27 protein-coding genes and 1 riboswitch are annotated in these 26,895 nt (G+C 68.0%); of the genes, 21 read left to right on the forward strand and 6 right to left on the reverse strand.

Features of this window, described 5'->3' with window-relative positions:
* Window positions 1-97: 97 nt before the first annotated feature.
* The 7 genes from thiC to J8I82_RS32240 all read left to right on the forward strand — a co-directional run bounded on the left by thiC (window position 98) and on the right by J8I82_RS32240 (window position 6,738).
* Window positions 98-1,978: a phosphomethylpyrimidine synthase ThiC gene (gene thiC / locus J8I82_RS32210; protein ID WP_209763663.1), complete on the forward strand. Its 1,881-nt coding sequence runs from the start codon at window positions 98-100 to the stop codon at window positions 1,976-1,978.
* A 142-nt stretch (window positions 1,979-2,120) separates the two neighbouring features.
* The gene (locus J8I82_RS32215; RefSeq protein WP_209763664.1) at window positions 2,121-3,311 is read left to right on the forward strand and encodes an FAD-dependent oxidoreductase; all 1,191 of its coding nucleotides are present in this window, start codon (window positions 2,121-2,123) and stop codon (window positions 3,309-3,311) included.
* A 12-nt stretch (window positions 3,312-3,323) separates the two neighbouring features.
* Window positions 3,324-3,521: a sulfur carrier protein ThiS gene (gene thiS, locus J8I82_RS32220; RefSeq protein WP_029047356.1), complete on the forward strand. Its 198-nt coding sequence runs from the start codon at window positions 3,324-3,326 to the stop codon at window positions 3,519-3,521.
* Window positions 3,522-3,525: 4 nt separating this feature from the next.
* Window positions 3,526-4,368, forward strand: a complete 843-nt coding sequence (locus J8I82_RS32225; protein ID WP_209763665.1) for a thiazole synthase — start codon at window positions 3,526-3,528, stop codon at window positions 4,366-4,368.
* On the forward strand, window positions 4,365-5,498 hold the full coding sequence (locus J8I82_RS32230; protein ID WP_209763667.1) for a thiamine phosphate synthase: 1,134 nt from the start codon (window positions 4,365-4,367) through the stop codon (window positions 5,496-5,498). Before J8I82_RS32225 ends, J8I82_RS32230 begins: the two co-directional genes overlap by 4 nt.
* 7 nt (window positions 5,499-5,505) lie before the next feature.
* Window positions 5,506-6,012: a GNAT family N-acetyltransferase gene (locus J8I82_RS32235; RefSeq protein WP_209763668.1), complete on the forward strand. Its 507-nt coding sequence runs from the start codon at window positions 5,506-5,508 to the stop codon at window positions 6,010-6,012.
* A gap of 276 nt (window positions 6,013-6,288) precedes the next feature.
* Window positions 6,289-6,738 carry a PaaI family thioesterase gene (locus J8I82_RS32240; protein WP_209763670.1) on the forward strand — a complete coding sequence of 150 codons (450 nt, stop codon included), beginning with the start codon at window positions 6,289-6,291 and terminating at the stop codon, window positions 6,736-6,738.
* A gap of 23 nt (window positions 6,739-6,761) precedes the next feature.
* Here the strand turns inward: J8I82_RS32240 and J8I82_RS32245 are convergent, their stop codons facing one another.
* On the reverse strand, window positions 6,762-7,196 hold the full coding sequence (locus J8I82_RS32245) for a PGDYG domain-containing protein (protein WP_209763672.1): 435 nt from the start codon (window positions 7,194-7,196) through the stop codon (window positions 6,762-6,764).
* Window positions 7,197-7,203: 7 nt separating this feature from the next.
* Window positions 7,204-8,040, reverse strand: a complete 837-nt coding sequence (gene thiD / locus J8I82_RS32250; RefSeq protein WP_209763674.1) for a bifunctional hydroxymethylpyrimidine kinase/phosphomethylpyrimidine kinase — start codon at window positions 8,038-8,040, stop codon at window positions 7,204-7,206.
* A gap of 58 nt (window positions 8,041-8,098) precedes the next feature.
* Window positions 8,099-8,199, forward strand: a riboswitch (S-adenosyl-L-homocysteine riboswitch).
* A gap of 118 nt (window positions 8,200-8,317) precedes the next feature.
* Between thiD and ahcY the strand changes: the two genes are divergently transcribed.
* The 5 genes from ahcY to J8I82_RS32275 all read left to right on the forward strand — a co-directional run bounded on the left by ahcY (window position 8,318) and on the right by J8I82_RS32275 (window position 12,289).
* The gene (ahcY, locus tag J8I82_RS32255) at window positions 8,318-9,736 is read left to right on the forward strand and encodes an adenosylhomocysteinase (RefSeq protein ID WP_209763675.1); all 1,419 of its coding nucleotides are present in this window, start codon (window positions 8,318-8,320) and stop codon (window positions 9,734-9,736) included.
* A gap of 149 nt (window positions 9,737-9,885) precedes the next feature.
* Window positions 9,886-10,236, forward strand: a complete 351-nt coding sequence (locus J8I82_RS32260) for a phage holin family protein (RefSeq protein WP_209763677.1) — start codon at window positions 9,886-9,888, stop codon at window positions 10,234-10,236.
* A gap of 53 nt (window positions 10,237-10,289) precedes the next feature.
* Window positions 10,290-11,120 carry a methylenetetrahydrofolate reductase [NAD(P)H] gene (gene metF, locus J8I82_RS32265; protein WP_209763678.1) on the forward strand — a complete coding sequence of 277 codons (831 nt, stop codon included), beginning with the start codon at window positions 10,290-10,292 and terminating at the stop codon, window positions 11,118-11,120.
* Window positions 11,121-11,137: 17 nt separating this feature from the next.
* Window positions 11,138-11,497: a TfoX/Sxy family protein gene (locus J8I82_RS32270; RefSeq protein ID WP_209763679.1), complete on the forward strand. Its 360-nt coding sequence runs from the start codon at window positions 11,138-11,140 to the stop codon at window positions 11,495-11,497.
* A gap of 48 nt (window positions 11,498-11,545) precedes the next feature.
* On the forward strand, window positions 11,546-12,289 hold the full coding sequence (locus J8I82_RS32275; protein WP_209763680.1) for a Mut7-C ubiquitin/RNAse domain-containing protein: 744 nt from the start codon (window positions 11,546-11,548) through the stop codon (window positions 12,287-12,289).
* A 39-nt stretch (window positions 12,290-12,328) separates the two neighbouring features.
* On the opposite strand, the gene J8I82_RS32280 is transcribed toward J8I82_RS32275, so the two are convergent.
* Window positions 12,329-12,931, reverse strand: coding sequence for a 5-formyltetrahydrofolate cyclo-ligase (locus J8I82_RS32280; protein ID WP_209763681.1), 603 nt, complete (start codon window positions 12,929-12,931; stop codon window positions 12,329-12,331).
* 109 nt (window positions 12,932-13,040) lie between these two features.
* Between J8I82_RS32280 and J8I82_RS32285 the strand changes: the two genes are divergently transcribed.
* The 4 genes from J8I82_RS32285 (at window position 13,041) to J8I82_RS32300 (ending at window position 18,299) form a co-directional block, all read left to right on the forward strand.
* Window positions 13,041-14,996, forward strand: coding sequence for a lytic transglycosylase domain-containing protein (locus tag J8I82_RS32285; RefSeq protein WP_209763682.1), 1,956 nt, complete (start codon window positions 13,041-13,043; stop codon window positions 14,994-14,996).
* A gap of 106 nt (window positions 14,997-15,102) precedes the next feature.
* Entirely contained in the window at window positions 15,103-16,125 is a 1,023-nt protein-coding gene (locus tag J8I82_RS32290; RefSeq protein WP_133098177.1) for a complex I NDUFA9 subunit family protein, read from the forward strand.
* 154 nt (window positions 16,126-16,279) lie between these two features.
* Window positions 16,280-16,969 carry a glutathione S-transferase family protein gene (locus tag J8I82_RS32295; RefSeq protein ID WP_209763683.1) on the forward strand — a complete coding sequence of 230 codons (690 nt, stop codon included), beginning with the start codon at window positions 16,280-16,282 and terminating at the stop codon, window positions 16,967-16,969.
* 82 nt (window positions 16,970-17,051) lie between these two features.
* Window positions 17,052-18,299 (forward strand): multifunctional CCA addition/repair protein, encoded by a 1,248-nt coding sequence (locus J8I82_RS32300; protein ID WP_209763684.1) that lies wholly within the window; start codon window positions 17,052-17,054, stop codon window positions 18,297-18,299.
* 19 nt (window positions 18,300-18,318) lie between these two features.
* On the opposite strand, the gene J8I82_RS32305 is transcribed toward J8I82_RS32300, so the two are convergent.
* Both J8I82_RS32305 and J8I82_RS32310 read right to left on the reverse strand, forming a co-directional pair.
* Window positions 18,319-18,513 carry a DUF2905 domain-containing protein gene (locus tag J8I82_RS32305; protein ID WP_116316920.1) on the reverse strand — a complete coding sequence of 65 codons (195 nt, stop codon included), beginning with the start codon at window positions 18,511-18,513 and terminating at the stop codon, window positions 18,319-18,321.
* Between the two features lie 15 nt (window positions 18,514-18,528).
* Window positions 18,529-19,740 carry a class I SAM-dependent methyltransferase gene (locus J8I82_RS32310; RefSeq protein ID WP_209763686.1) on the reverse strand — a complete coding sequence of 404 codons (1,212 nt, stop codon included), beginning with the start codon at window positions 19,738-19,740 and terminating at the stop codon, window positions 18,529-18,531.
* A 15-nt stretch (window positions 19,741-19,755) separates the two neighbouring features.
* On the opposite strand from J8I82_RS32310, the gene J8I82_RS32315 reads away from it, so the two are divergent.
* The 3 genes from J8I82_RS32315 (at window position 19,756) to ttcA (ending at window position 22,191) form a co-directional block, all read left to right on the forward strand.
* Window positions 19,756-20,634, forward strand: coding sequence for an SDR family oxidoreductase (locus J8I82_RS32315; protein ID WP_209763687.1), 879 nt, complete (start codon window positions 19,756-19,758; stop codon window positions 20,632-20,634).
* A 102-nt stretch (window positions 20,635-20,736) separates the two neighbouring features.
* Window positions 20,737-21,141, forward strand: a complete 405-nt coding sequence (locus J8I82_RS32320) for a dihydroneopterin aldolase (protein ID WP_209763688.1) — start codon at window positions 20,737-20,739, stop codon at window positions 21,139-21,141.
* A 108-nt stretch (window positions 21,142-21,249) separates the two neighbouring features.
* Complete coding sequence (gene ttcA, locus J8I82_RS32325; protein ID WP_209763689.1) at window positions 21,250-22,191, forward strand: tRNA 2-thiocytidine(32) synthetase TtcA; 942 nt, start codon at window positions 21,250-21,252, stop codon at window positions 22,189-22,191.
* A gap of 73 nt (window positions 22,192-22,264) precedes the next feature.
* Here the strand turns inward: ttcA and J8I82_RS32330 are convergent, their stop codons facing one another.
* On the reverse strand, window positions 22,265-23,092 hold the full coding sequence (locus J8I82_RS32330) for a DUF6279 family lipoprotein (RefSeq protein ID WP_209763690.1): 828 nt from the start codon (window positions 23,090-23,092) through the stop codon (window positions 22,265-22,267).
* A gap of 290 nt (window positions 23,093-23,382) precedes the next feature.
* On the opposite strand from J8I82_RS32330, the gene glmU reads away from it, so the two are divergent.
* Window positions 23,383-24,747 (forward strand): bifunctional UDP-N-acetylglucosamine diphosphorylase/glucosamine-1-phosphate N-acetyltransferase GlmU, encoded by a 1,365-nt coding sequence (gene glmU / locus J8I82_RS32335; RefSeq protein WP_209763691.1) that lies wholly within the window; start codon window positions 23,383-23,385, stop codon window positions 24,745-24,747.
* Between the two features lie 104 nt (window positions 24,748-24,851).
* Window positions 24,852-26,690 carry a glutamine--fructose-6-phosphate transaminase (isomerizing) gene (gene glmS, locus J8I82_RS32340; protein ID WP_209763692.1) on the forward strand — a complete coding sequence of 613 codons (1,839 nt, stop codon included), beginning with the start codon at window positions 24,852-24,854 and terminating at the stop codon, window positions 26,688-26,690.
* The last annotated feature ends 205 nt before the right edge of the window (window positions 26,691-26,895 follow it).

Genomic DNA, 26,895 nt, shown 5'->3' on the forward strand with positions numbered 1-26,895 from the left:
TAGTCCCTCCGGGACTCGCCCCTCCGGCCACAAGCCCAGGCGGCGCTCACAGGGCTCCTGGTTTCGTCCACCCCGCAAGAGAGAGAGGACGACACCCATGGCCCGTACTGCCCCCGCTGCTTCCTTCGAATCGCTCGAGAGCGACCTCGACCAGAAATTTGCCTACCCGGCTTCCAGCAAGACCTACCTGACCGGCAGCCGCCCGGATATCCGCGTGCCGCTGCGCACGATCCTGCAGACGTCCACGCGCACGGAGAAGGGCGACATGCCCAACCCGCCGATCCCGGTGTACGACACCTCGGGCCCGTACAGCGACCCGGACGTGCATATCGACCTGAAGGCCGGCCTGCCGGCCCTGCGCGCCAAGTGGATCGACGAGCGCGGCGACACCGAAGTGCTGCCTGGCCTGTCGTCGGAATACGGCCGCGACCGCGCCAACGATCCGGCCACCGCGCACCTGCGCTTTGCCCAGCTGACCAATCCGCGCCGCGCCAAGGCCGGCGCCAACGTGTCGCAGATGCACTATGCGCGCCGCGGCATCATCACGCCGGAAATGGAATACGTGGCGCTGCGCGAATCGCTGAACCTGCAGGCGCTGTATGACAAGCCCGAATACAAGGCGCTGCTGCGCCAGCACCCCGGCAATGCGCTGGGCGCCGGCCTGCCGCTGCGTCCGGAGGACATCACGCCGGAGTTCGTGCGCAATGAGATTGCCACGGGCCGCGCCATCATCCCCGCCAACATCAACCACACCGAGCTGGAGCCGATGGCGATCGGGCGCAATTTCCGCGTCAAGATCAACGGCAACCTGGGCAACTCGGCGGTGACCTCGTCGCTGGCCGAGGAAGTGGAAAAAATGGTGTGGTCGATCCGCTGGGGCGCCGACACCATCATGGACCTGTCCACGGGCAAGCACATCCACGAAACCCGTGAATGGATCCTGCGCAACTCGCCGGTGCCCATCGGCACGGTGCCGATCTACCAGGCCCTGGACAAGACCGGCGGCATCGCCGAGGACCTGACCTGGGAGATGTTCCGCGACACGCTGATCGAGCAGGCCGAGCAGGGCGTCGACTACTTCACCATCCACGCTGGCGTGCTGCTGCGCTACGTGCCGCTGACCGCCGACCGCGTCACCGGCATTGTTTCGCGTGGCGGTTCGATCATGGCCAAGTGGTGCCTGGCGCACCACAAGGAAAACTTCCTGTACACGCACTTCGACGAGATCTGCGAGATCATGAAGGCGTACGACGTGTCGTTCAGCCTCGGTGACGGCCTGCGTCCGGGCTGCATCGCCGACTCCAATGACGATGCCCAGTTCGGCGAGCTGCGTACGCTGGGCGAGCTGACCGCCAAGGCGTGGAAGCACGACGTGCAGGTGATGATCGAAGGCCCGGGCCACGTGCCGCTGCAGCGCATCCAGGCCAACATGGACGAAGAACTCAAGCATTGCTACGAGGCGCCGTTCTATACCCTGGGACCGCTGGTGACCGACATCGCCCCTGGCTACGACCACATCACCAGCGGCATCGGCGCGGCCAATATCGGCTGGATGGGCACGGCCATGCTGTGCTACGTCACGCCCAAGGAGCACCTTGGCCTGCCGGACAAGGAAGACGTGCGCGAAGGCATCATCACCTACAAGATCGCTGCCCACGCCGCGGACCTTGCCAAGGGCTGGCCGGGCGCGCAGCTGCGCGACAACGCGCTGTCCAAGGCACGCTTCGAGTTCCGCTGGGAAGACCAGTTTAACCTTGGCCTGGACCCGGAGCGCGCGCGTTCGTACCACGACGCCACGCTGCCGGCCGAAGGCGCCAAGATCGCCCACTTCTGCTCGATGTGCGGGCCGAAGTTCTGCTCGATGAAGATCACGCAGGAAGTGCGCGACTACGCGGCGTCGCTGCCCAAGGAAGCCCAGCAGGGCATGGAAGAAAAGTCGATCGAGTTCCTGAAGAAGGGCAGCAAGATCTACTCGTAAGGCAACGGCAGTACGGGCATGGCGTCGCAACCATGCCCGCGTGTGTTCCGCCGCCGCGCAGCGCCCCGCGCGGCGGCCCAGACAACAAGGAGGCCGGCGCGGCGGCATGCCCGCATGCCCATGCGCCGGCACAACATCCCTCATGACAGCAGTACAGTCGTTTGACGTCGCCATCCTCGGGGCCGGACTTGCCGGTCGCCTGGCTGCCTGGCAACTGGTACGCAGCGGCGCCCGCGTGGCGCTGGTGGAGCGCGCCGGGCCGGACGGCGCGGGTTCGGCCGCCTACGTGGCCGCGGCCATGCTGGCGCCGCTGGCGGAATCGGCCATCGCCGAGCGCCGCATCGTCGATCTCGGCATCGCCAGCGTCGACCTGTGGCGCGCGTGGCTGGCCGAGTTGCCGGAGCCGGTGTTCTTCCAGGAGGACGGCACGCTGGTGGTCTGGCATGCGCGCGATCGTGGCGAGATGTCGCTGTTCACCAGCCGCATGCGCGCCGTGGCGCCGCCCGAACTGGTGTCGCAGCGGCTGCGGGCGCTGGACGGCAAGGGCGTGGGCGAAGTCGAGCCGGCGCTGGCGGGCCGCTTCCCGCAAGGGCTGCTGCTGGCCGGCGAGGGCCAGCTCGACAATCGCGGTGCGCTGCGCGCGCTGCTGTCGTGCGCGGTCAGCGAGGGCGTGCATTGCGTCTGGGAAGCCGGTGAAGTGGAAGCCGATACGCTGCCCACGCTGGGCATCCGCGCCGACGTGGTGCTGGATTGCCGTGGCCTGGGCGCGCGCAAGGCCTGGCCGTCACAGCCCGGAGGCACCACGCCCGGACTGCGCGGGCTGCGCGGCGAAGTGGTGCGCGTGCATGCGCCCGACGTGAAGCTGCACCGGCCGGTGCGGCTGCTGCATCCGCGCTACCCGATCTATATTGCTCCCAAGCCCAACGATCTGTACGTGATCGGCGCGACCGAACTGGAGAGCGAGGACGATTCGCCGATGAGCGTGCGTTCCGCGCTGGAACTGCTGTCGGCGGCGCATTCGCTGCATCCCGCTTTCGGCGAGGCGCGCGTGCTGGAACTGAACGTGCAGCGCCGCCCCACGCGGCCCGACCACCTGCCGGCCATCCGCGTCGACCAGCAGGCGCGCGTGGTGCGCGTCAACGGCCTGTACCGCCACGGCTTCCTGATCGCCCCGGCGGTGACCGAGGCCGCGTGCGCGGTGGTGGGCGCGTTGCTCAAGGGTGATCCTGCCGCCCACGCGGTGCCTGCCGCGCTGCGCTGGCCCGGCATGATCGAGGCAGTGACGGAAGCGCCGGCCGCAGCGCTGCATGCGCGCACCGGGCTGCTGCACTAACGCAAGGCTGACATGGAAATCCTGCTCAACGGCCGACCCCTCGCCCTTGCCGAATCCGCCACGCTGGCGGACGCGGTGGTCGTGGCGAAGATCGCGCCCCCTTTTGCCGCGGCGGTCAACGGCCAGTTCGTGCCCCGCGCCGCGCATGCCAACACCCCCCTTGCGGCCGGCGACCGCATCGACCTCGTGCAACCCGTGACGGGAGGCTGACCCCATGACATTCGAACCTTCCGAAACCCTGCGCGACCCGTTCGTGCTGTATGGCGAGTCGTTCGGCTCGCGCCTGCTGCTGGGCACCGCGCGTTATCCGTCGCCGGCCACGCTCGAAGCGGCCGTGCAGGCGTCCGCGCCGGCCATGATCACCGTCGCGCTGCGCCGCCAGGGTGCGGTCGGCGACGGCGAGGGCGGCCAGGCGTTCTGGCAGATGCTCAAGGCGCTGAACGTGCCGGTGCTGCCGAACACCGCCGGCTGCTTCACCGCGCAAGAGGTCATCACCACCGCGATGATGGCGCGCGAGGTGTTCGAGACGCCGTGGATCAAGCTGGAGCTGATCGGCGACGACTACACGCTGCAGCCCGACACGCTCAACCTGCCCGCCGTGGCGGAGACCCTGATCAAGGAAGGCTTCAAGGTGCTGCCGTACTGCACCGAGGACCTGGTGCTGTGCCGCCGGCTGCTCGACGTCGGCTGCCAGGCGCTGATGCCGTGGGCCGCGCCGATCGGCACCGGCCGCGGCGCGGTGAATCCGCATGCGATGCGCGTGCTGCGCGAGCGCCTGCCGGATACGCCGCTGATCGTCGATGCCGGCCTGGGCCTGCCGTCGCATGCGGCGCAGGTACTGGAGTGGGGCTACGACGGCGTGCTGCTCAACACCGCGGTGGCGCAGGCGGCCTACCCGGTCAACATGGCGCGCGCGTTCGCGCAGGCCGTCGAGGCGGGCCGCACCGCGTACCTGGCCGGGCCGATGCCCGAGCGCGAGGTGGCGCAGGCCAGCACGCCGGTGGTCGGCATGCCGTTCTGGCATGCGGAGGCGGAGCAGCGGGAGCAGCGCGCATGACCCGCCGCCCCGTCCACGCCCCCAGCGATGGCCCGCTGCGCGCGGCAGTGCTGGAACACTATGGCGAGACCTTCGGCATCGACGACAAGCCGTGGCAGGCCTGGCGCCTGGAAGACGCGCCCGTGCAGCCCGGCGCGCACGATGTGCTGCTCTCCGACGGCGAAGCCACCGAGGAAGTCATCGCGCGCGTCGCCGCCAGCGGCGCCACGCTGATCGAGACCGACCGCGAAGGCGGCCAGTGGATCGACACGGTGCGCTCGCCGATGGGCACCTGGGTGTTCTCGGTTGCCGCGGACAGCGACCAGCCGCATGCGGCCGCGTTCGTCGCGGTGCTGCTGGCGAGTTTGTCGCTGCATTTCCCCGCGCATGACGCGTTGGTGCTGGCGCGCGCCTGGGCGCCGGGCTCGGCCGACTGGCCATCGGATTTCGCCCGTTTTCCGCGCGTGCGCCATGCCGCGCTGGTGGCGCCGGAGAAGGCCGTCGAGCCGTTCGCGCCGTGCCCCGCGCTGGGCCTGTATGTGGTGGTGCCGAGCGCAGAATGGATCGAGCGCCTGGCACCGCTGAACGTGCCGACGGTGCAACTGCGCTTCAAGTCCGACGATCCCGCCGCGGTGCGCGCCGAGATCGCGCGTGCGGCCAGGGCCATGCAGGGCTCGTCGTCGCGCCTGTTCATCAACGACCACTGGCAGGCGGCGATCGACTACCACGCCGCCAACGGCGCGCAGAGCGGCATCTACGGCATCCACCTCGGCCAGGAAGACCTTGATGACGCCGACCTCGACGCGATCCGCGCGTCCGGGCTGCGGCTGGGCGTTTCCACGCACGGTTACGCCGAGATGCTGCGCGTCGCCGCGATCCGGCCGAGCTACCTGGCGCTGGGCGCGATCTTCCCGACCACGACCAAGGTGATGCCGACCCAGCCGCAAGGCATGGGCCGCTTCCGCGCGTATGCGAAGCTGATGCAGCCGGTGATCCCGTCGCTGGTCGGCATCGGCGGCGTCAATGCGACGAATATGCGCGAAGTGCTCGCCGTGGGTGTTGGCAGCGCCGCCGTGGTGCGCGCCGTCACTGAAGCCGACGACGTATCGGCCGCGGTCGCACACCTGGTCAGCCTGTTCCCGGCCGGCTGAGCGCGCCGTGGCCGCCCCGTGCATTCGCCTGGCGCGGGCGGATGACCTGCCGCGCCTGCCCGAGATCGAACTGGCGGCGGCGGCGCTGTTTCCGGAGGGTGACGTGCCAGCGCTGCTGCGCCTGGTCAGCACGCCGGAATCGGCGCTGGTCGCGGCGCAGCGCGAAGGGCGGCTGTGGGTGGCCGAGCATGGCGGCGAAGTTGCCGGCTTCGCACTGGCCAGCCGCAATGGCGCATGCGGCTATCTCGATGAAATGGACGTGCATCCGGACCATGGCCGGCGCGGCATCGGGCGCGCGCTGGTCGGGACCGTGCAGGGCTGGGCGCGGGCGAGCGGCCTGCGAACGCTGAACCTGACCACGTTCGCGCATTTGCCCTGGAATGCGCCGTTCTATGCCTCGATGGGGTTTCGGCGGCTGGACGACAGCGAGCTTTGCCCGTTGCTGTCGGAGGCGCTGGCGGCACAGCGTGCCGCCGGATTGCGGCAGCGTGTGGCGATGCGGCAGGAGTTCTGAGGGGGTGGTTTGCTCCCCTCTCCCGCCTGCGGGAGAGGGGCCGGGGAGAGGGCAGGCGCTGGCAATAGCGACGGCATTACTTCGTCGACACGCCCGCCCTCACCCGCTCCCCTCTCCCACTTCGCGGGAGAGGGGAGCCTGGTTCCCACGGCGCAACTACGGCGGCTTTCCGGGGACAAGATTTGTGCGACATTCGCCCAGCCGCGGGAACCGAACCGGACCCCGCCGCTATGATGTCGGGCAGCATTCCCCGCCATCCACCCAGCACCGCGCACCATGTCGACCCAGCTCCCCGAAATCGTCCCCGCCGCCCCCGGCACGCCTGAAAAGCCCTATTTCGGCATCGACGTGCCGCTGATGCGCTATTTCGGCCTGCAGCCGGAACTGATCGAAGAGGGCTACTGCCGCACGCGGCTGCCGGCGCACCCGCAGCTGGTGAACAGCCGCGGCGACGTGCACGGCGGCACGCTGATGGCGACGCTGGACTTCACGCTGAGCGGCGCGGCGCGCTCGCACGCGCCCACGGAAACGGGCGTGATCACCATCGACATGTCGACCCATTTCCTGGCCGCCGCGCGCGGCGAGCTGACGCTGGAAGCGCGCTGCCTGCGCCGCGGCGCGCGCATCGCCTTCTGCGAAGGCGAGGTGAAGGATGCGGCCGGCACTGTAGTGTGCGTGGCGCGGGCCGCGTTCAAGCTGGTGCCGCTGTCCAGCGGCGGCAACTGATTCCCGCCTGAAAATCCGGCCGCTCAGTCCTGCAGCGGCCGGTACACCTGTTCGAACCTCGCGCGCTCGGTGATGCCATAGTCACCGGGCGCGTATTGCATCAGCCAGTCGCCCGGCTTGCCGTGCAGCACGTCGCCACCGGCGCTACGTTCGATGCTGAAGGCCTGGTGCATCGCGCGCGCCAGTACCGGGATCGGTTTGTTGCGATAAGCGCCGTCCTGGCCGTGCGCCAGCGGCGGGATGGCTTCGTACTTGGGGTCAAAGCGGTCGCGCGACACGCACCAGCGGTCACCGGTGGCGCTGGTGATCAGCGCATCCCCGGGCTGGTAGCGGTTGGGGCCTTCGCGGCTGACCAGATCGCCAGCCTCCGTGGCGAATGTCACGTCGACGACTTCATGCTTCACGTAGAAGGCGGCGTCGGGATCGCTGCGCAGATCGATATCGGTAAGTTTCTGCATCTGCCGCTCAACCCAGCGCACGCGGCGCGAAGGCGTGGTTCAGCGGGCCGTTGCCGCTGCCCAGCCGCAATCCCGCACCGGCCGCGATGGCCTGCGCCACATAGTCCAGCGCCTTGCCCGCCGCATCTTCCAGCGCATCGCCACGTGCCAGCTGCGAGGCGATTGCCGCCGCCAGCGTGCAGCCGGTGCCATGCAGGTTGCGGGTATCGACGCGTGGATGCGTGAACACACGCACGGTGCCGTTCTTGAGCATCAGCAGGTCGTCCAGCCCGCCGGCGATGCCGGCCGCGCCATCGTCTTCCAGGTGGCCGCCCTTTAGCAGCACGGCCGGGCAGCCCATCGCGATCAGGTCGGCGGCGGCTTGTTCCATGTCGGCGCGGCGCGCGATCTTGCGGCCCAGCAGGTAGGAGGCCTCGGGCAGGTTGGGCGTGACCAGCAGCGCGCGCGGGAACAGCAGCCGCACCATGGCCTGCGTGGTGGCGTCGTCGGACAGCGTCGCGCCCGAGGTCGAGATCATCACCGGATCCACCACCAGCTTGCGGATGCCATGCCGGTCCGCCGCGGCGGCCACGGCCTCGACGATGGCGGCGGTACCCAGCATGCCGGTCTTGGCCGCGTCCACGCCGATATCGCCGGCGACCGCGTCGATCTGTGCGGCCACCATGTCGGCCGGGATCGCATGCACGCCGGTCACGCCCAGCGTGTTCTGCGCAGTGATCGCGGTGATCGCGCTCATGCCGAAGCAGCCCAGCGCGGAAAAAGTCTTCAGGTCGGCCTGGATGCCGGCGCCGCCGCCGGAATCGGAACCGGCAATGGTCAGGGTGCGAGGTGGCGTTGGGTTCATCTGTCAGGAAATCAGGAGCAGCCAGTGCGCAAGGCGGCCGGGCACGCTACAATACCGCCACTCCGAGGAGCGTTGCAACGGATGCGGGACGAGAGCGCCACACAGGCGATCCCCGTGCATCCGCCAGGCTCGGACTGTCTTCAACGGCGCTCGCTGATCCGTGGTTCGCACGGAGGCGAGTCGACCTATCCGCCCGCTGCGCATGCGCCATTGCCATGCCGCCGCCGCCAGATCCCGCGTACTCGTCACCTGCGTGCCACTCTTCACCGGAGTGAATATGAACGCCGTGACCGACCTGAAGCAAGATTACCTCGTCGCCGACATCAACCTGGCCGGCTGGGGCCGCAAGGAAATCGCCATTGCCGAAACCGAGATGCCCGGCCTGATGGCGATTCGCGATGAATTCGCCGCCGCGCAGCCGCTCAAGGGCGCGCGTATCGCCGGCTCGCTGCACATGACGATCCAGACCGCCGTGCTGATCGAGACGCTGCAGGCGCTGGGCGCAGACGTGCGCTGGGCCTCGTGCAACATCTTCTCGACGCAGGACCACGCCGCCGCCGCCATCGCCGCGGGCGGCACGCCGGTGTTCGCCTTCAAGGGCGAATCGCTGAAGGAATACTGGGACTTCACGCACCGCATCTTCGACTGGGCCGACGGTGGCACGCCCAACATGATCCTCGACGACGGCGGCGACGCCACGCTGCTGCTGCACCTGGGCGCGCGCGCCGAGAAGGACCAGTCGCTCATCGCCAACCCGGGCAGCGAGGAAGAAACCTTCCTGTTCGCCGCGATCAAGGAAAAGCTGGCCCGCGACCCGAGCTGGTACAGCCGCAACCTGGAAGCCATCCGTGGCGTGACCGAGGAAACCACGACCGGCGTGCACCGCCTGTACCAGATGGCTCAAAAGGGTGAGCTCCGTTTTCCGGCGATCAACGTCAACGACTCGGTCACCAAGAGCAAGTTCGACAACCTGTACGGCTGCCGCGAATCGCTGGTGGACGGCATCAAGCGCGCCACCGACGTGATGATCGCCGGCAAGATCGCCATCGTGGCCGGCTACGGCGACGTGGGCAAGGGCAGCGCGCAGGCGCTGCGCGCGCTGTCGGCGCAGGTGTGGGTGACCGAGATCGACCCCATCTGCGCACTGCAGGCCGCGATGGAAGGCTACCGCGTGGTGACCATGGACTACGCCGCCGAGCATGGCGATATCTTCGTCACCTGCACCGGCAACTACCACGTCATCACGCATGACCACATGGCCCGGATGAAGGACCAGGCCATCGTCTGCAATATCGGCCACTTCGACAACGAGATCGACATCGCCTCGATCGAGAAGTACGAGTGGGACGAGATCAAGCCGCAGGTCGATCACGTCAAGTTCCCCGACGGCAAGAAGCTGATCATCCTGGCCAAGGGCCGCCTGGTGAACCTGGGCTGCGCCACCGGCCACCCGTCGTACGTGATGAGCAGCTCGTTCGCCAACCAGACCATCGCCCAGATCGAGCTCTGGCAGGAGCGCGACAGCGGCAAGTACCCGGTCGGCGTCTACACGCTGCCCAAGCACCTGGACGAGAAGGTGGCGCGCCTGCAGCTGCGCAAGCTGAACGCGCAGCTGACCGAGCTGACCGAGCAGCAGGCCGCGTATATCGGCGTGAAGAAGGAAGGCCCGTACAAGGCGGATCACTACCGCTATTGATCGGGCTGCGCGTCCGTTGCCTGCCACCCCTCTCCCGCTTGCGGGAGAGGGGCCGGGGGTGAGGGCAGGAGCTGCCACGAAGTCCGGCCTCCCGCATCGAGGCACGCCCGCCCTCACCCCCGACAGGAACCACCAATCAAGGAGCCGTCATGAGACTACTGGTCGTCTGGATCATCAACGCCGTATCGCTGTTCGTGCTGCCATACATCATCCCGTCGATCCACATCAAGAGCTTTGGCTCGGCGATGCTGGCGGCGCTGGTGCTGGGCCTGGTCAACACGCTGATCCGTCCGATCCTGGTGATCCTGACGCTGCCGGTGACGCTGCTGACGCTGGGGCTCTTTATCTTCGTCATCAACGCGCTGCTGTTCCTGTTCGTCGGCAACCTGCTGTCGGGCTTTACCGTCGACGGTTTCTGGGCGGCGCTGCTGGGCTCGGTCCTGTACAGCGTGATCTCGTGGCTGCTGGCAAGCCTGCTGCTGCGCGACCGCGACGACTGACGCTTTCCACGGACCCCTTTTCGCGCGCCGCGGCAAGGCGGCGCGCCACCATCATGCAAGACCGCTACTTCAGCTTTGAATTCTTCCCGCCCAAGACGGCGGAGGGCACGGAGAAGCTGCGCAACACGCGCGCGCAGCTCGCCCCGCTCAAGCCCAAGTACATCTCTGTGACGTTCGGCGCCGGCGGCACCACGCAGCAGGGCACGCTCGACGCCGTGCTGGAAATCCAGCGCGAGGGCATCGAGGCCGCGCCGCACCTGTCGTGCGTGGGCTCGTCGCGCGATAGCATCCGCGCGGTCCTGCAGCAGTACCGCGAGGGCGGCATCCGCCATATCGTCGCACTGCGCGGCGACATGCCGTCGGGCATGGGCGAGATCGGCGAATTCCGCTACGCCAACGAGCTGGTGGAGTTCATCCGGGCCGAGACCGGCGACTGGTTCAATATCGAAGTCGCGGCGTACCCGGAGTACCACCCGCAGGCGAAGTCGCCACGCCATGACCTCGACAACTTCGTGCGCAAGGTCAAGGCCGGTGCCGATTCGGCGATCACGCAGTACTTCTACAATGCCGATGCATACTTCCGCTTTGTCGACGACGTGCGCGCGCAGGGCGTGGACGTGCCGATCGTGCCGGGCATCATGCCGATCACCAACTACTCGCAGCTGATGCGCTTCTCCGAGATGTGCGGCGCCGAAGTGCCGCGCTGGGTGGCCAAGCGGCTGGAGAGCTTCGGCGACGACCGCGAATCGATCCGCGCCTTCGGTCTCGACGTGGTCACCGCGCTGTGCGAGCGGCTGCTCGCCGCGGGCGTGCCGGGGCTGCATTTCTACACGCTCAATGCGGCCGGCGCGACCAAGGCGATCTGGCAGCGGCTGAAGCTGTAAGCGCCGGGACCTCGCCCATGGCCACGCGCCGCCCCGATCCCTTCATTGAACACCTGCTCGAGCTGATGGGTCCGCTGGCGGCGCGTATCGGGCCGGTGACGGCCAGGCGGATGTTTGGCGGTCACGGCCTGTTCTATGACGGGCTGATGTTCGCGCTTGTGTCCGGCGGCACCTGCTACCTGAAGGCGGATGACGCCACGCGCGGCAAGTTCGACGCCGAAGGCAGCGAGCCTTTCCGCTACCAGTCCGCGAAGCGCGAGGTCACCATGCGCCACTACCTCAGCCTGCCGCCCGCCGCGCTGGAGTCGCCGGCGGCGATGACGCCGTGGGCGAAGCTGGCGGTAGAGGCGGCGCTGCGGCTGGGGAATGCGGGCTGAGCCTGCGCCAGCGCGCAATCCATGCCGAATCGGTGCCATACTCGCCCCATGGTCACCGCCACCTTCCGCTTCTACGAGGAACTGAACGACTTCCTCGCGCCGGACCAGCGCCGGCGTGACCTGCCCTGCGCGTGCGCGCGCGCCGCGACCGTCAAGCACATGATCGAGGCGCTGGGCGTCCCCCATACCGAGGTCGAGCTGATCCTGGTCAACGGCGAGTCCTCCGTCTTCGAACGCCGGCTGCGGGACGGCGACCGGGTCTCGGTCTATCCCAAGTTCGAGCGCCTCGACGTCACGCCGCTGCTGCGCGTGCGCGAACACCCGCTGCGCCTGATGCATTTCGTCGCCGACGCGCATCTGGGCGGGCTGGCGCACCTGCTGCGCATGACCGGCTTCGACACCCTCTACGACAACCACTTCGAAGACAGCGAGATCGAGCGCATCGCGGTCGACGAGGGCCGCATCGTGCTGACGCGCGACCGCGAACTGCTCAAGCGCCGTGGCATCACGCACGGCTGCTATGTGCGTGCGCTCAAGCCGCGCCAGCAGGTGCGCGAGATCTTCGCGCGGCTGGACCTGGCGCGCAGCGCGCGGCCGTTCTCGCTGTGCCTGGACTGCAACGTGCCGCTGCACGCGCTGGAAGCGGCCGCCGCGGCCGGGCGCGTGCCGGAGGGCGTGCTCGAGCGCCATCGCAGCTTCGTCACCTGCGACCAGTGCCGGCGGGTGTTCTGGGAAGGCTCGCACTGGCGCTGCATGCGCGCGCTGGTGGACGAACTGGTGCAGGCCGGCTGAACCCAGGCCGGGCCCGCACGCTGCCGTCACCCTCTTGGGCTAGAACGCTCCCGCTTCGGTGACGATCCAGTCCATCCCCACGTCATGCGGCTGCGCGGGCAGTGCGATGCGGCACGCTTCATAGCCGATGCCGATGGCCACGGGCCGATGCGCCATCGCCGCCAGCGTGCGGTCGTAGAAGCCGCCGCCGTAGCCCAGGCGGAACTTGTCCGGGCTGAAACCGACACAGGGAATGAGCAGCGCGTCGGGCGTCACGGCCTCGGTACCGTCGGGGACAGGGATGCCATAGTGGCCCCTGGTCATTGGCGTGTCCGGGTCCCACCGGTGAAAGTCCAGCGGTGCGCCGGGCCGGCTTACCGCCGGCAGCGCCGCCTGGCGCCCGGGCACCGCCGCGAGCCATTGCGCGACCGCATCGCGCGCGTCGAACTCCTGCTGGATCGGCCAGTAGAAGCCAAGGCAACGCACGGCCAGGCCCGCCAGCAGCTCGGACAACGTGGCGGCGATGCGCGCATCGGCATCGTTGCGCGCGGGCAGGCCGGCACGCAATGCCAGCAGGCGCGCACGCTGCGCGCGGCGGTCTTCAGTGGAGTCCGGGAGCGGGGTGGCAGGAGAGGTGGCGGCCGAGGCGGAACTTGAGGACATGGCGTGGGATAATGCCCGCGTCCGAACCAACACGGACGGCGGAAGCTGCTGCGGCCCTTGCCTTGCATGGCGGGCACCGGCGCCGCCGTCATCGACAAGGAAGCAAAGAATGCTGAAGGGAGTATATCTGCAGCGTGCAGGGCGGGCCGCCTGGATTGCCATGGCATGTGCACTGCTTGTCACGCCGGTCCATGCGCAGAAGCGCCCGCAGGCGCCCGTGCGCCAGCAGCAGCCGGCGGTGATCCCGAGCGATCCCGACGAGGCCTTCGCCGCGCTGCGCGAAGCGGCGCGCAAGAATGACGTGGAGCGCGCCTACGCGATCTCGGCCACCCTGGTCGACTACCCGATCCCGTCGTATGTGGAGTACTTCCGCATCAAGCCGCAGATGTTCGACGCCAGTGGCCTGGCGCGCATCGACGCGCCCGACGACCAGGTGCGCGCCTTCCTGCAGCGCTACAAGGGCCAGGCCATCGCCGATCGCATGCGCAACGACTGGCTGCTGGTGCTGGGCAAGAAGCGCGACTGGGCCAACTTCGATGCCGAGTACCCGCAATTCGCGCTCAAGGACGACACCCAGGTCGAATGCTATGCGCTGCTGTCGCGCGCGCTCAAGGGCCAGAACGTTGCCGCCGAGTCGCGCCAGGCGCTGAGCGATCCGCGCTATTTCGGCGAAGGCTGTGTCGACCTGATCGGCTACCTGGTGCAAAGCCAGCAGATCCAGCGCAGCGATGTTGCCTTCCAGGCGCGGCTGGCGCTGGAGCAGAACTACCTCACGCTGGCCGGCAAGATCGCCGCGCTGCTGCCCGATGCGCGCGTCGACGGCGACACGCTCGCCACCCTCGTCAAGATGGCGCGAACCGACCCGAACCAGGCCGTTGCCTACCTCGGCACCGTCCAGGGCACGTTGTCGCGCGACGAGCAGGGCGCGGCCTGGGGCGTGATCGGCCAGTTCGCGGCCAAGAAGCTGCTGCCCGAAGCGGCAACCTACTACCGCCGCCAGATGGACCTGGGCGGCAACCAGTGGCTGTCCGACGACACCCAGGAATGGCGCGTGCGCTCCGCGCTGCGCCAGGGCGACTGGAAGCAGGTGCGCCAGGCGGTCGAGCTGATGCGTCCCGAGCTGCGCGCCAAGGATCCGGCGTGGCTCTACTGGTACGGCCGCGCGCTCAAGGCCGAAGGCCGCGACACCGAGGCGCAGCAGAACTTCCAGCAGATCGCCGGCCAGTTCAATTTCTATGGCCAGCTCGCCAGCGAAGAACTGGGCAACCGCATCACGCTGCCCGCGCGCGCCACGGTCAGCGATGCCGAAGCCAATGCCATGCGCTCGCGTGCCGGTTTCCAGCGCGCGCAGAAGTTCTATGCGATGAGCATGCGCTTCGAGGGCAACCGCGAATGGAACTGGGAGCTGCGCGGCATGAACGACCGCGAGCTGCTCGCCTCGGCGGAGTACGCGCGCCGTCTCGAACTGCTCGACCGCACCGTCAATACCGCCGACCGCACCCGCAACGAGCATGACTTCGGGCTGCGCTTCCTGATGCCATACCGCGACATCATGCAGCGCGCGACCGACGATGTCGGCCTCGACATGGCGTGGGTCTACGGACTGATCCGGCAGGAATCCCGCTTCATCATGGACGCGCGCTCGTCCGCCGGCGCGCACGGCCTGATGCAGGTGATGCCGGCGACGGCCAAGTACGTGGCGCGCAAGATCGGCATGAACGATTTCTCGCCGCAGATGATGGGGGATCCCAACATCAACATCCTGCTCGGCACCAATTACCTGAACATGGTGCTGACCGACTTGGACAGTTCGTGGACGCTGGCGTCGGCCGCGTACAACGCCGGTCCGGGCCGGCCCAAGGCCTGGCGCAGCACACTGGCACGGCCCGTGGAAGGCGCGATCTTTGCAGAGACCATCCCGTTCAATGAAACGCGCGGCTATGTGAAGAATGTGCTTTCCAACGCTACGTACTATGCTGCATTGATGAGTGGCCGTCCGCAGTCGCTGAAATCGCGGCTGGGGACGGTCGCGCCGTCGCCGGTGACCACCACCAGCCTGCCCTGACGGGCACCCGACGGGACGGGCCGCTGGTGTGCCGTGCCGGGCGCGTTGCGGCGGCCCGGCTGGCGCAATGCGCCGCGACGTGCAGTCCACTTTGCACGGAGGCATCATGCAGACCAGCAACGTCCTAGTCATCGGTGGTGCCGGCTTTATCGGCAGCCACCTTGTCTCGCGCCTGGCCGGCGCCGCCTCTGCCTCCGGTGCGCCGCTGGAACCGGGCAGCAATCCCGATTCGCCGATCGCCCCCGATCGCATCGTGGTCGGCACCCGCAACGTCGAGCACGCGCAGCACCTTCTGCTGCTGCCGCGCGTCGAGGTAGTGGAGCTGGGGCTGGCCGACAATGCCGCGCTCGATGACGCCATCGGCTCGCTCGGGGTCGACGGCATCGTCGTCAATCTGGTGGGCGTCCTGCACGGCGAGCGCGCCGATCCCTACGGCGAGGCCTTTGCCAGCGCCCACGTGGAAATGGTGCGCCAGATCGTGGCCTCGTGCCTGTCCACCGGCGTGCGCCGGCTGTTGCATATGAGCGCGCTCGGCGCAGACAGCCAGGGGCCGTCGATGTACCTGCGCAGCAAGGGCGACGGCGAGCGCATCGTGCGCGCCAGCGGGCTGGACTGGACCATTCTGCGGCCGTCGGTGGTGTTCGGCCCGGACGATCATTTTCTCAACCTGTTCGCGCAGATGCAGCAGATGGCGCCGGTGGTGCCGCTGGCGTGCGCGCAGGCGCGCTTCCAGCCGGTGTTTGTGCAGGATGTGGTGCAGGCCTTTCTCAATGCCATGGTCAACCCGGCCACCATCGGCCGTGGCTATGAACTGGGCGGCCCGCAGGTCTATACGCTGGAGGAGCTGGTACGCTTCGCCGGCCGCGCATCCGGCCATCCGCGTCCGGTGATCGCGCTGCCGGACGCGCTGGCGCGGGTGCAGGCGACCATCATGGAACATATGCCCGGCGATCCGCTGCTGTCGCGCGACAACCTCGATTCGATGCAGCTGGACAACGTGCTCGAACATCCGGTCGCGCCGGAGCTGGACCTGCATCCGGCCAGCCTGGAGTCCGTGATGACCGACGCGCTGGCCGGGCGCAACCGCGATGCCGCGCTGACTTCGATGCGCGCCAGCGTGCACCGCTGAAGGGCGGTGGGGCCGGGCCGCGGGTGGCCTATGTGACCCATTTTCGGATCGGTTGCGAGCGCAATTCACTTTGAGGCAGGCTGGCGCGCTGGCAAAATGACCGGTCCGGCGCGCCGCCGCCGTCTCCCTTCGCCTCCTCCCCCAAGGACCTACGATGAAGCTCGTCATCGGCAACAAGAATTACTCTTCCTGGTCGCTGCGCCCCTGGCTGCTGATGCGCCAGGCCGGCATTGAATTCGAAGAGGTACAGGTGCGCCTGTTCACCGGCAGCTTCGCCGCCGAGATCGCGCGCTATTCTCCGGCCGGCAAGGTGCCCGCGCTGGTCGATGGCGACGTTACCGTGTGGGACTCGCTGGCGATCGCCGAATACGTGGCCGAGCGCTTCCCGGAAAAGACGCTGTGGCCCGCCGACCGCGCCGAGCGCGCGGTGGCGCGCGCGGTTTGCGCCGAGATGCATTCGGGTTTCGGCAACCTGCGCAGCCAGTTGCCGATGAACGTGACCGCGGTGCTGCCCGGACGCGGCTGGAACGTGGCGGTGCAGCGCGATGTCGACCGCATTGCCGCGATCTGGGGCGGCTTGCGCCAGCAGCATGGCGCGCGCGGCCCGTTCCTGTTCGGCGAATTCACCGTGGCCGACGCCTTTTTCGCGCCGGTGGTGAGCCGCTTTGCCACCTACGGCATCCACCTGCCGGAAGACGCCAAGGCCTATGCCGACTTCATGCTGGCGCTGCCGACGATGCAGGAATGGATTGCCGCCGCGCGCGAGGAGCGCGATTTCCTGGCCGACGACGAGCCTTACCGCGTGGCGCCCGACCGGCCCGACGCGATCATCGTCAACCACTGAGCAACCACTGAGCAATCACTGAGCAATCATTGAGCAGTGTGCGCCGGCGCCGTGCGCCGGCACCAGAGAAAAGGCCACAACAATGCAGGTGTATGCCGTCGGCGGCGCGATCCGCGACGAACTGCTGGGCAAGCCCAGCCAGGACCGCGACTACGTAGTCGTCGGCGCGACCCCGCACGAGATGGAAGCCGCGGGCTATCGTCCCGTCGGCAAGGATTTCCCGGTCTTCCTGCATCCGCGCACCCATGAGGAATACGCGCTGGCGCGCACCGAGCGCAAGACCGCGATGGGCTACAAGGGCTTTGCCTTCTACTGCGAGCCTGATGTCACGCTGGAAGACGACCTGGTCCGGCGCGACCTGACCATCAATGCGATGGCGCGCGAGGTCGATGCCAACGGCAACCTGGTTGGGCCGGTGCTTGACCCGCACGGCGGCCAGCGCGACCTGCAGGCGCGCCTGTTCCGCCATGTCTCGGATGCCTTCGCCGAAGACCCGGTCCGCATCCTGCGGCTGGCGCGCTTCGCCGCGCGCTTCCACGAGTTCACCGTCGCTGCCGAGACCCAGCGCCTGATGCGCGAGATGGTGACGGCCGGCGAGGTCGATGCGCTGGTGCCCGAGCGCGTCTGGCAGGAACTCGCGCGCGGCCTGATGGAAGCGCATCCGTCACGGATGTTCGAGGTGCTGCGCGAATGCGGCGCGCTGGCGCGGCTGCTGCCCGAGCTTGACTGCCTGTGGGGCGTGCCGCAGCGCGCCGATTTCCATCCCGAGGTCGATACCGGCGTGCACGTGATGATGGTGATCGATACCGCCGCCGCGATGGGCGCGCCGTTGCCGGTGCGCTTTGCCGCGCTGGTGCACGACCTGGGCAAGGGCACTACGCCCGAGGACGTGCTGCCGCGCCATATCGGCCACGAGACGCGCAGCGTCAAGCTGCTGGAAGAGGTCTGCGCGCGGCTGCGCGTGCCCAACGATTGCCGCGACCTGGCGCTGGTGGTGGCGCGCGAGCACGGCAATATCCACCGTTCGCTGGAATTCAGCGCCGCCGCGGTGGTGCGGCTGCTGGAACGCTGCGACGCACTGCGCAAGCCTGACCGCTTCGGGCTGGCGCTGCAGGCGTGCGAGGCCGACAAGCGCGGCCGCAAAGGCTTCGAGCACAGCGACTATCCGCAGGCGGCGCGGCTGCTGGCCGCGCGTGAAGCCGCGGCAGGTGTCGATGCCGGCGCGATCGCGCGCGCCTGCGCGGACGACGTGGGACAGATCAAGGACCGCGTCCATGCGGCCCGGGTCGCGGCCGTGGGGCAGCGACTGGGCGAGCACGCGCCGGAGTGAGACGCCGCGGCGGCTGTTCCTACAACAGCTTGCCGATCACCAGCGCCACCAGCGACAGCAGGATCGTCGATGCGAACGGCAGCACGAATTCCCGCCCGAACAGGCGGAAGCGCACGTCTCCCGGCAGCCGTCCCAGCCCGATCTTCTGCAGCCACGGCAGCGCCGCGGACAGGATGATCACGCTCAGGAAGATGGTGAGGGTCCACCGCAGCATGGCGTTCGCGATGGCTTACAGGGTGTGGCAGCGGTCGCCGCGGGCGAAGCCGGCCAGCGGCTCGCTCTGGTCCGTGCCGTCGTCGAGGCCCCGCGTCAGCGCGATGACCTTGAACAGCTCGCCCATTTCCGCTTCGGACAACAGCTTCTGCACGGCGTTGGCCTGCGGCAGGAAGGCGCGCGCATCGGACGGGTCCAGCGCCATCAGCAGCTCGGTGATGCCGGCGTTCATCAGGAAGCGCGCCTGCGCGGCAAAGCCCGACACCGTCAGCCCGGTTTCCACCGCGGCGGCGGCGATGCCGCTGAAATTGACGTGCGCGGTGATGTCCTGCAGGCCCGGGTAGAGGAAGGGGTCCGGATGCGCGTGATGCCGGTAGTGGCACATCAGCGTGCCGCCCGTGCGCTGCGGATGGTAGTACTCGGCGGCGGGAAAGCCGTAGTCGATGAAGAAGGCGGCGCCGCGTGACAGCATCGCGCCGACGGCACGCGTGAAGCCCTCGGCTTCGGCGTGGGTCTCGGTGACGATATCGTGGTCGCCGGGGATGTCCCGGAGCATCGCCGGCACGTCGGCCGCGGCGATCACGCGGTCCTCGAAGCGGAACGCGGCAGCCGCGCCGGCTTCCGTGGATTCGGTGCGCGCCACGCCGCGCTCGTGCCAGCGGCCGCCGCTGCGTGCGTAGAGCTGCACCGGCATCGCATCGAGCACCTCGTTGCCGACAATGATGCCTTCGAAGCTGTCGGGCAATGCATCCAGCCAGCGCACGCGCGCGGCCAGGTGCGGGGCGCGCTGCGCCAGCGTTTCCTGCTGGCGCGCGCGCAGTTCGCCCGACAGTTCGACGATCGCGTATTCCTTCGGCAGCTGGCCTTCCTGCTCCAGCCCGAGCAGCAGGTCCGCGGCAAGGCGGCCGGTGCCGGCGCCGAACTCCATCATCCGCGGCAGGTCCTGCGCCACCAGCGGCGCAAACTGGCGCGCCAGCGTGCGCGCGAAGAACGGACTGAGCTCCGGTGCGGTGATGAAGTCGCTGCCGTCGCGGGCATCGCGCCCGAACTTGGCCGAGCCGCCGCTGTAGTAGCCCAGGCCGGGGGCGTACAGCGCCAGCGCCATATAGCGGTCAAAGCCGGTCCAGCCGCCGGCCGCATCGATCGATTCGCCAATACGGGCAGCAAGGGTATCGGAAGCGGCCTGCGCGTCGGCGGGGGGAAGGGGTAAACTAGCGGCTTTCTGCATCCCGCGATTGTAGCAATGCCCGCATCCGATACCCCGGCACCCGCTGCCGCCAATCCTGCCGCCGCTGCCGCCGCTGCCGCCGGCACTGCCGCTGCCCAGGCCGCTGCCCGCGGCATCGCCCTCGTCACCGGCGGCGCGCGCCGCCTGGGCCGTGCCATTGCGCTGGAACTGGCCACGCAGGGCTGGGACGTGGCCGTGCACTGCCACCGCTCGGTGGACGAGGCCGAGGCGCTGGCGACCAGGATCCGCGCGCTCGGCCGCCGTGCCGCGGTGCTGCGCGCCGATCTCGCCGACGAGGCCGCCACCGGCCGCCTGATCGCGGACTGCATCGCCGCGCTGGGCCTGCCGACCTGCCTGGTCAACAACGCCTCGCTGTTCCAGTACGACGTGGCGACCAGCTTCTCCTATGCGTCGCTCGATACGCATATGCGCACCAATGTGGCGGCGCCGCTGCTGCTGGCGCGCGAACTGCACAAGGCGCTGGCCGCCGCTGCCCCGGACGGCGACAAGGACAAGGCTGCCGGACCGAGCGGCGTGGTGATCAACCTGCTCGACCAGAAGCTGGACAACCTGAACCCGGATTTCCTGTCGTACACGCTGTCCAAGGCCGCGCTGCAGACCGCCACGGTGCAGCTGGCGCAGGCGCTGGCGCCGCGCATCCGCGTGGTCGGCGTGGCGCCGGGCATCACGCTGGTGTCGGGCGAGCAGTCGGAGCAGAGCTTCCGCCGCGCGCATCGCGTGACGCCGCTGGGCCAGTCGTCGACGCCCGAGGACATCGCCCAGGCGGTGGCCTACCTGGCCCAGGCACGCGCCGTCACCGGCACGACGCTGTACGTGGACGGTGGCCAGCACCTGATGCCGCTGTCGCGCGACGTGATGTTCCTGACCGAGTAAGCTGGCGCTTATATGCCAGCCAGCCGGCAGATCGTATGATGTGCCGCGCCCGCCGGGCGCGGCGTTCCTTTTTTCGCGCCCTTTTTTGTCCCATCCCCAGCCATGACCATGCTCGCCGCTCTTTCCCACCCCAGCCTGCAGGACTGCCGCCGCATGTTCCTGCGCAACTATGAAGTGCAGATCAATATCGGCGTGCATGAGTTCGAGAAGAAGGGCGAGCAGCGCGTGCTGATCAATATCGACCTGTTCGTGCCGCTGGAAGAATGCACCCCGCACGCCGACAAGCTCGACGAAGTGGTCGACTACGATTTCATGCGCAACACCGTGGCCGAGCGCATGGCGCAGGGCCACGTGCACCTGCAGGAAACGCTGTGCGACGACGTCGCGCGCGCCATGCTCAGGCATCCCAAGGTGCGCGCCGTGCGCGTGTCGACCGAGAAGCCCGACGTGTACCCGGACTGCGATTCGGTCGGCGTCGAGGTGTTCCACATCAAGCAGGGCGCCTGACGCTGTATTTGGCCGGCGCCTGCGGGCGCGGGCGCCTAAAGTAAAATGTTGCCCCTTCGCGCGCTGCCGGCCATTCCATCCGGCAGGCGCCATGCAACAGGATGCTCCATGAGCCACTCGAACAATTTCTACCGCCTCGAGACGAGGCTGCAATCGCAAACCGGCAAGGCCATCGGCGACTTCGGCATGATCGAGGACGGCGACACCGTGCTCGTCTGCATGAGTGGCGGCAAGGACTCATACACCATGCTGTCGGTCCTGATGGCGCTGCAGAAGCGCGCGCCCATCAAGTTCAGGCTGATCGCGATGAACCTGGACCAGAAGCAGCCGGGTTTCCCGGAGCACGTGCTGCCTGAATACCTGAAGTCGGTGGGCGTCGAGTACCTGATTGTCGAGGCCGACACCTACTCGATCGTCAAGGAGAAGGTGCCAGAGGGCAAGACCACCTGCTCGCTGTGCTCGCGCCTGCGCCGCGGCGTGATCTACCGCACCGCCAAGGAGCTGGGCGCCAACAAGATCGCGCTGGGCCACCACCGCGACGACATCGTCAACACCTTCTTCCTGAACATGTTCTTCGGCGGCAAGATGAAGGCCATGCCGCCCAAGCTGGCCACCGACGATGGCGCGCATATCGTGATCCGCCCGCTGGCGTACTGTTCCGAGAAGGACATCGCGTCGTACGCGCGCGCGATGGAATTCCCGATCATCCCGTGCAACCTGTGCGGCTCGCAGGAGAACCTGCAGCGCAAGAAGGTCAGCGAAATGCTGCAGGAGTGGGAGCGGCAGAACCCGGGCCGTATCGACAATATCTTCTCGGCGCTGCGCAACGTGGTGCCTTCGCACCTGGCCGATACCGAGCTGTTCCCGTTCACGGGGCTGGCTACCGGGCTGGCCAAGGTGGACGAGGCTTCGCTGTTCGGTGAAACCACCTTCCAGCAGCAGCCGCTGGTGTTCGCGGGCAGCATGGAAGAGAACCGGATGGAGTTCGTGCGCTTCGAGCGCCCGCCGGCGTCCGCGCCCGAGGTGGAGCAGGCCGGCGCGCCGCAGTAACCGCCGCCCACCGCCTCCACATGGCAACAATGCCCGCGCGAGCGGGCATTGTTGCATTGAGGCACGGCCAAACTCAGTTCGTCGCCGCCGACTGCACCGGGGCGTTCGCCTTCTCCCGCATCAGCGCGTTGGTATCGTCGATCCACCTCTGGAAGCGGTCCTGCGCATGCGCCTTCTGCTTCGGCGTGGTCATGTTGGCAATCGCCACGGTCAGCGCGATCCCGGCGGTGGTGCTGGCATCGTGGCGCGCCGCCTGCTTGGGCGGCGGGTTCTGCCAGTATTCGCGGAAGCGCCGCAGCAGGTCGATCACCTGCGGCTTGGACGGCTGCGTGGCCTGCACGTAGCGCACCATCTTGATCCATTCCTGCTGCCGCGCCACCCGCTCGGCGTAGCGCGACTCGGCGTTCTCGACCACGGGCAGCACCGCCGCGCGAATCTGTTTTTCCTGCTCGCCGGAGAAATCGCCATAGACCAGCCGCGCGTAGTCCATCACCTTGTCGAAGCGGGCGTCGACCCGCTCGGCAGGGTTGGGGTTCAGGAATTTCTTGCGGTACTTGGCGTTGCCGTCGGCGAATTTCTTCTCCATGCGGGCGATCTGGTCGGGCGTCAGCGTCAGCAGAAAGTCGGCCATGTCGGGCATGGCCTGCTCGTAGGAGCGGCGCGCCAGCTGCTGCGAGGCGTCCTGGAAGTGCTCGACCATGGCCGGCGTCACCGGCTGGCGGACTTCGGCCTTGGCCTGCAGCAGCAGGCCGGAGATCTCAGGCAACTGGGACTTGCGGTGCCAGGCGAAGAAGCGTGCGATGGCCTCGCGCGTGAGCGGCTCCTGCGCCGAAGTGACATCGACATAATTGTCGATCCACCAGTAGGCCAGCCGATCACCCTGCTGGTACCCGAGTTTCATCGCGTTGCATGCGCACAGCACCGCAGCGCTGAAAATCACCAAAATCCGCCGCGCCCAACGATTGTGAAATTCGGAAACAGTGCCGCGTTGGGCAGAATTCGTCATGTTAAAATCGGCGCGCATTGCAGCCGGGCCGCTCCGATCGCCGCCAGCCCAAGACTGGCAAGGGTTTGCGGGATTCCGCACCGACCGGGCCCGGACCTGTAGCCAAGCTGGGCGGCGAAGACCGCGAATCACCCGGTTGGCGTTTTTCAGAATATATTCGGACACACTCACTTAGGGGTCTCCTTGTGAATATCGTCATTCTCGCCGCGGGCATGGGCAAGCGAATGGTTTCCGATTTGCCCAAAGTACTGCACCCGGTGGCCGGGCGGCCCATGCTGGCGCACGTCCTGGATACGGCTCGCGCGCTGTCGCCGTCGCGGCTGGTCGTGGTCGTCGGCCACGGCGCCGCGCATGTGCGCGAGGCAGTCGCTGCCGACGATGTCGCCTTCGCCGAACAGGCCCAGCAGCTTGGCACGGGCCATGCGGTGATGCAGGCACTTCCATTGTTGGACGACAGCCAGCCTACATTGGTTCTGTACGGTGACGTGCCGCTCACAACCGCGGCCACGCTGAAGGCACTGGTGGCCGAGGCCGGCATCGAGCGTTTCGGCGTGCTGACGGTCGAAATGCCCGATCCCACCGGCTATGGCCGTATCGTCCGCGACGCCGCGGGCAGTATCGTCCGTATTGTCGAACAGAAGGATGCCAGCGAGGCCGTCAAGGCCATCCGCGAGATCAATACCGGCATTATCGTGTGCCCGACGGGCTACCTCAGGCGCTGGCTGTCGACACTCGGCAACGACAATGCGCAGGGCGAGTACTACCTGACCGACACGGTCGAGCGTGCCGCCACGGAAGGCGTCGAGATCGTCTCGGCGCAGCCGGCGGCGATCTGGGAGACGCTCGGGGTCAACAGCAAGTTGCAGCTCGCTGAAGTCGAGCGCATCCACCAGGGCAACCAGGCCCGCCGCCTGCTCGAAGCCGGCGTGACGCTGCTGGATCCGGCGCGCATCGAGGTGCGGGGCGAGCTGACTTGCGGGCGCGATGTCACCATTGATGTCGGCTGCGTGTTCGAAGGCCGCGTGCACCTGGAAGACGGGGCCAGCATCGGCGCCCATTGCGTGATCCGCAACAGCACCGTGGGTGCTGGCGCGCAGTTGCACCCGTTTTGCCATGTCGACAGCGCCAGGATCGGTCCTGCCGGGCGCATCGGGCCTTACGCGCGGCTGCGTCCAGGCACCGAACTGGGCGAAGATGTCCATATCGGCAACTTCGTCGAGGTCAAGAATGCCCAGGTGGCTGCGCACAGCAAGGCCAATCACCTCGCATATGTTGGAGACGCCACAGTGGGGTCGCGCGTCAATATTGGCGCCGGCACGATCACCTGCAACTATGACGGTGTGAACAAGCACCGTACGGTGATCGAGGACGACGTCTTTATCGGCTCCGATACGCAGTTGGTGGCGCCGGTGACGGTACGCCGCGGCGCTACGCTGGGAGCGGGCACCACCCTGACCAAGGAAGCGCCTGCGGACAAGCTGACGCTGTCGCGCGCCAAACAGATGACCGTCGACGCCTGGCAGCGTCCGGTCAAGCAGCCGAAGAAGTAATCGTCCGGCCGCCGCGTGAGCGGCCATGGAAAGCGCCGGCCCGGACGGGCGGCGCGATTGATTGGATAGGGCGCCACAGTGGGCGCCAGCAACGGGGGTTCAGCATGTGTGGCATCGTCGGCGCGGTTTCGACGCGCAATATCGTTCCGGTCCTGATCGAGGGGCTGCGCCGCCTGGAATACCGCGGCTATGACTCGTGCGGCGTCGCGGTCGTGCGCGACGATGCGGTCGAGCGCGCCCGCACCGTGTCGCGCGTGGCCGATCTGGATGCGCAGACGCAGGCTTCGGGCCTGTCCGGCTTCACTGGCGTGGCGCACACGCGCTGGGCCACGCACGGCAAGCCCGATACCGTCAACGCCCATCCCCACCTGTCGGGCGAGACCATCGCGCTGGTGCATAACGGCATCATCGAGAACTACGAGCCGCTGCGCGAGGAACTGCGCGCGGTCGGCTACGGCTTCGAGTCGCAGACCGACACCGAAGTCGTCGCGCACCTGATCCATCAGGCCTACACCTATCCCAGCAGCGCCACCCGCGGCGACCTGTTCGACTCGGTGCGCGCCGTCACCAAGCGCCTGCACGGCGCCTATGCCATTGCCGTGTTCGCCAAGGACCAGCCCGGCGTGGTGGTCGGCGCCCGCGCCGGCTCGCCGCTGGTGGTGGCGCTGGGCGAGAACGAGGCCTTCCTCGCGTCCGATGCGCTCGCCGTGGCCGGCACCGCGAACCGCATCATCTACCTCGAAGAGGGCGATGTGGTCGAGATCTCGCTCGACGGCGTCGTCATCCATGACGCGCAGGACCACGCGGTCGAGCGTGAAGCGCGCCTGGTCGAGGCCCATGCCGCATCCGTCGAACTGGGGCCGTATCGGCACTTCATGCAGAAGGAAATCTTCGAGCAGCCGCGCGCGCTGGGCGACACGCTGGAAGGCGTGGAAAGCATCACGCCGGCGCTGTTCGGCGACAACGCCGCCGAGGTCTTTGCCGGCATCGACAACGTGCTGATCCTGGCCTGCGGCACCAGCTACTATTCCGGCTGCACCGCCAAGTACTGGCTCGAAAGCATCGCCAAGATCCCGACCCAGGTCGAGGTCGCCAGCGAATACCGCTACCGCGACACCGTGCCCAACCCGCGCGCGCTGGTGGTGGTGATCTCGCAGTCGGGCGAAACCGCCGACACCATGGCCGCGCTGCGCCACGCGCGCGCGCTCGGCCACGTGCATACGCTGGCGATCTGCAACGTCGCCACCAGCGCCATGGTGCGCGAGACCGAACTGCGCTTCCTGACCCGCGCCGGCACCGAGATCGGCGTGGCATCGACCAAGGCCTTCACCACCCAGCTGGCCGCGCTGTACATGCTGACGCTGGCGCTGGCCAAGGTGCGCGGCCTGCTGACCGAGGAAGCCGAGGCCAGGGACCTGGCCAACCTGCGCCACCTGCCGGCCGCGCTGCACGGCGTGCTGGCGCTGGAGCCGCAGATCATCGCCTGGTCTGAAGACTTTGCGCGCCGCGAGAACGCGCTGTTCCTGGGGCGCGGCCTGCACTACCCGATCGCACTCGAAGGCGCGCTCAAGCTCAAGGAAATCTCGTACATCCACGCCGAGGCTTATCCGGCCGGCGAACTGAAGCACGGCCCGCTGGCGCTGGTGACCGAAGCGATGCCGGTGGTCACGGTCGCGCCCAACGACGCATTGCTGGAGAAGCTGAAGTCCAACATCCAGGAAGTGCGCGCGCGCGGCGGCCGCCTCTATGTGTTTGCCGACAGCGATACGCAGATCCAGTCGTCGGACGGCATCCAGGTGATCCGGATGCCCGAGCACTATGGTGACCTGTCGCCGATCCTGCACGTAGTGCCGCTGCAACTGCTGGCGTATCACACGGCATGCGCGCGCGGTACCGACGTGGACAAGCCGCGGAATCTGGCGAAGTCGGTGACGGTGGAGTAAGGAAGCGAAGGCAGGGGGCACAACGTTGGCATCCCCGCCGCGCACCGCAAGCAAAGAGGCCCTCCGGGGCCTCTTTGCATTTGCGCCTCAACGGGACCGCCCGCGCCATCTGCACCTCGGGCCGCAGTGCCGCCGTCCCCCTGAACGTGCTGGTGCGGTTGAGCCGGCTCATGCAGGCGATGGTCGGCACCCCGCGCAGAGTATT

It is taken from the genome of Cupriavidus consociatus (assembly GCF_017814975.1).
Taxonomy (GTDB): domain Bacteria; phylum Pseudomonadota; class Gammaproteobacteria; order Burkholderiales; family Burkholderiaceae; genus Cupriavidus; species Cupriavidus consociatus.

What these genes read in the sequence shown, in the direction of transcription:
- thiC (WP_209763663.1), top strand. Translation starts at nt 98, where the DNA reads ATGGCCCGTACTGCCCCCGCTGCTTCCTTCGAATCGCTCGAGAGCGAC.
- J8I82_RS32215 (WP_209763664.1), top strand. Translation starts at nt 2,121, where the DNA reads ATGACAGCAGTACAGTCGTTTGACGTCGCCATCCTCGGGGCCGGACTT.
- thiS (WP_029047356.1), top strand. Translation starts at nt 3,324, where the DNA reads ATGGAAATCCTGCTCAACGGCCGACCCCTCGCCCTTGCCGAATCCGCC.
- J8I82_RS32225 (WP_209763665.1), top strand. Translation starts at nt 3,526, where the DNA reads ATGACATTCGAACCTTCCGAAACCCTGCGCGACCCGTTCGTGCTGTAT.
- J8I82_RS32230 (WP_209763667.1), top strand. Translation starts at nt 4,365, where the DNA reads ATGACCCGCCGCCCCGTCCACGCCCCCAGCGATGGCCCGCTGCGCGCG.
- J8I82_RS32240 (WP_209763670.1), top strand. Translation starts at nt 6,289, where the DNA reads ATGTCGACCCAGCTCCCCGAAATCGTCCCCGCCGCCCCCGGCACGCCT.
- J8I82_RS32245 (WP_209763672.1), bottom strand. Translation starts at nt 7,196, where the DNA reads ATGCAGAAACTTACCGATATCGATCTGCGCAGCGATCCCGACGCCGCC.
- thiD (WP_209763674.1), bottom strand. Translation starts at nt 8,040, where the DNA reads ATGAACCCAACGCCACCTCGCACCCTGACCATTGCCGGTTCCGATTCC.
- ahcY (WP_209763675.1), top strand. Translation starts at nt 8,318, where the DNA reads ATGAACGCCGTGACCGACCTGAAGCAAGATTACCTCGTCGCCGACATC.
- J8I82_RS32260 (WP_209763677.1), top strand. Translation starts at nt 9,886, where the DNA reads ATGAGACTACTGGTCGTCTGGATCATCAACGCCGTATCGCTGTTCGTG.
- metF (WP_209763678.1), top strand. Translation starts at nt 10,290, where the DNA reads ATGCAAGACCGCTACTTCAGCTTTGAATTCTTCCCGCCCAAGACGGCG.
- J8I82_RS32270 (WP_209763679.1), top strand. Translation starts at nt 11,138, where the DNA reads ATGGCCACGCGCCGCCCCGATCCCTTCATTGAACACCTGCTCGAGCTG.
- J8I82_RS32275 (WP_209763680.1), top strand. Translation starts at nt 11,546, where the DNA reads ATGGTCACCGCCACCTTCCGCTTCTACGAGGAACTGAACGACTTCCTC.
- J8I82_RS32280 (WP_209763681.1), bottom strand. Translation starts at nt 12,931, where the DNA reads ATGTCCTCAAGTTCCGCCTCGGCCGCCACCTCTCCTGCCACCCCGCTC.
- J8I82_RS32285 (WP_209763682.1), top strand. Translation starts at nt 13,041, where the DNA reads ATGCTGAAGGGAGTATATCTGCAGCGTGCAGGGCGGGCCGCCTGGATT.
- J8I82_RS32290 (WP_133098177.1), top strand. Translation starts at nt 15,103, where the DNA reads ATGCAGACCAGCAACGTCCTAGTCATCGGTGGTGCCGGCTTTATCGGC.
- J8I82_RS32295 (WP_209763683.1), top strand. Translation starts at nt 16,280, where the DNA reads ATGAAGCTCGTCATCGGCAACAAGAATTACTCTTCCTGGTCGCTGCGC.
- J8I82_RS32300 (WP_209763684.1), top strand. Translation starts at nt 17,052, where the DNA reads ATGCAGGTGTATGCCGTCGGCGGCGCGATCCGCGACGAACTGCTGGGC.
- J8I82_RS32305 (WP_116316920.1), bottom strand. Translation starts at nt 18,513, where the DNA reads ATGCTGCGGTGGACCCTCACCATCTTCCTGAGCGTGATCATCCTGTCC.
- J8I82_RS32310 (WP_209763686.1), bottom strand. Translation starts at nt 19,740, where the DNA reads ATGCAGAAAGCCGCTAGTTTACCCCTTCCCCCCGCCGACGCGCAGGCC.
- J8I82_RS32315 (WP_209763687.1), top strand. Translation starts at nt 19,756, where the DNA reads ATGCCCGCATCCGATACCCCGGCACCCGCTGCCGCCAATCCTGCCGCC.
- J8I82_RS32320 (WP_209763688.1), top strand. Translation starts at nt 20,737, where the DNA reads ATGACCATGCTCGCCGCTCTTTCCCACCCCAGCCTGCAGGACTGCCGC.
- ttcA (WP_209763689.1), top strand. Translation starts at nt 21,250, where the DNA reads ATGAGCCACTCGAACAATTTCTACCGCCTCGAGACGAGGCTGCAATCG.
- J8I82_RS32330 (WP_209763690.1), bottom strand. Translation starts at nt 23,092, where the DNA reads ATGAAACTCGGGTACCAGCAGGGTGATCGGCTGGCCTACTGGTGGATC.
- glmS (WP_209763692.1), top strand. Translation starts at nt 24,852, where the DNA reads ATGTGTGGCATCGTCGGCGCGGTTTCGACGCGCAATATCGTTCCGGTC.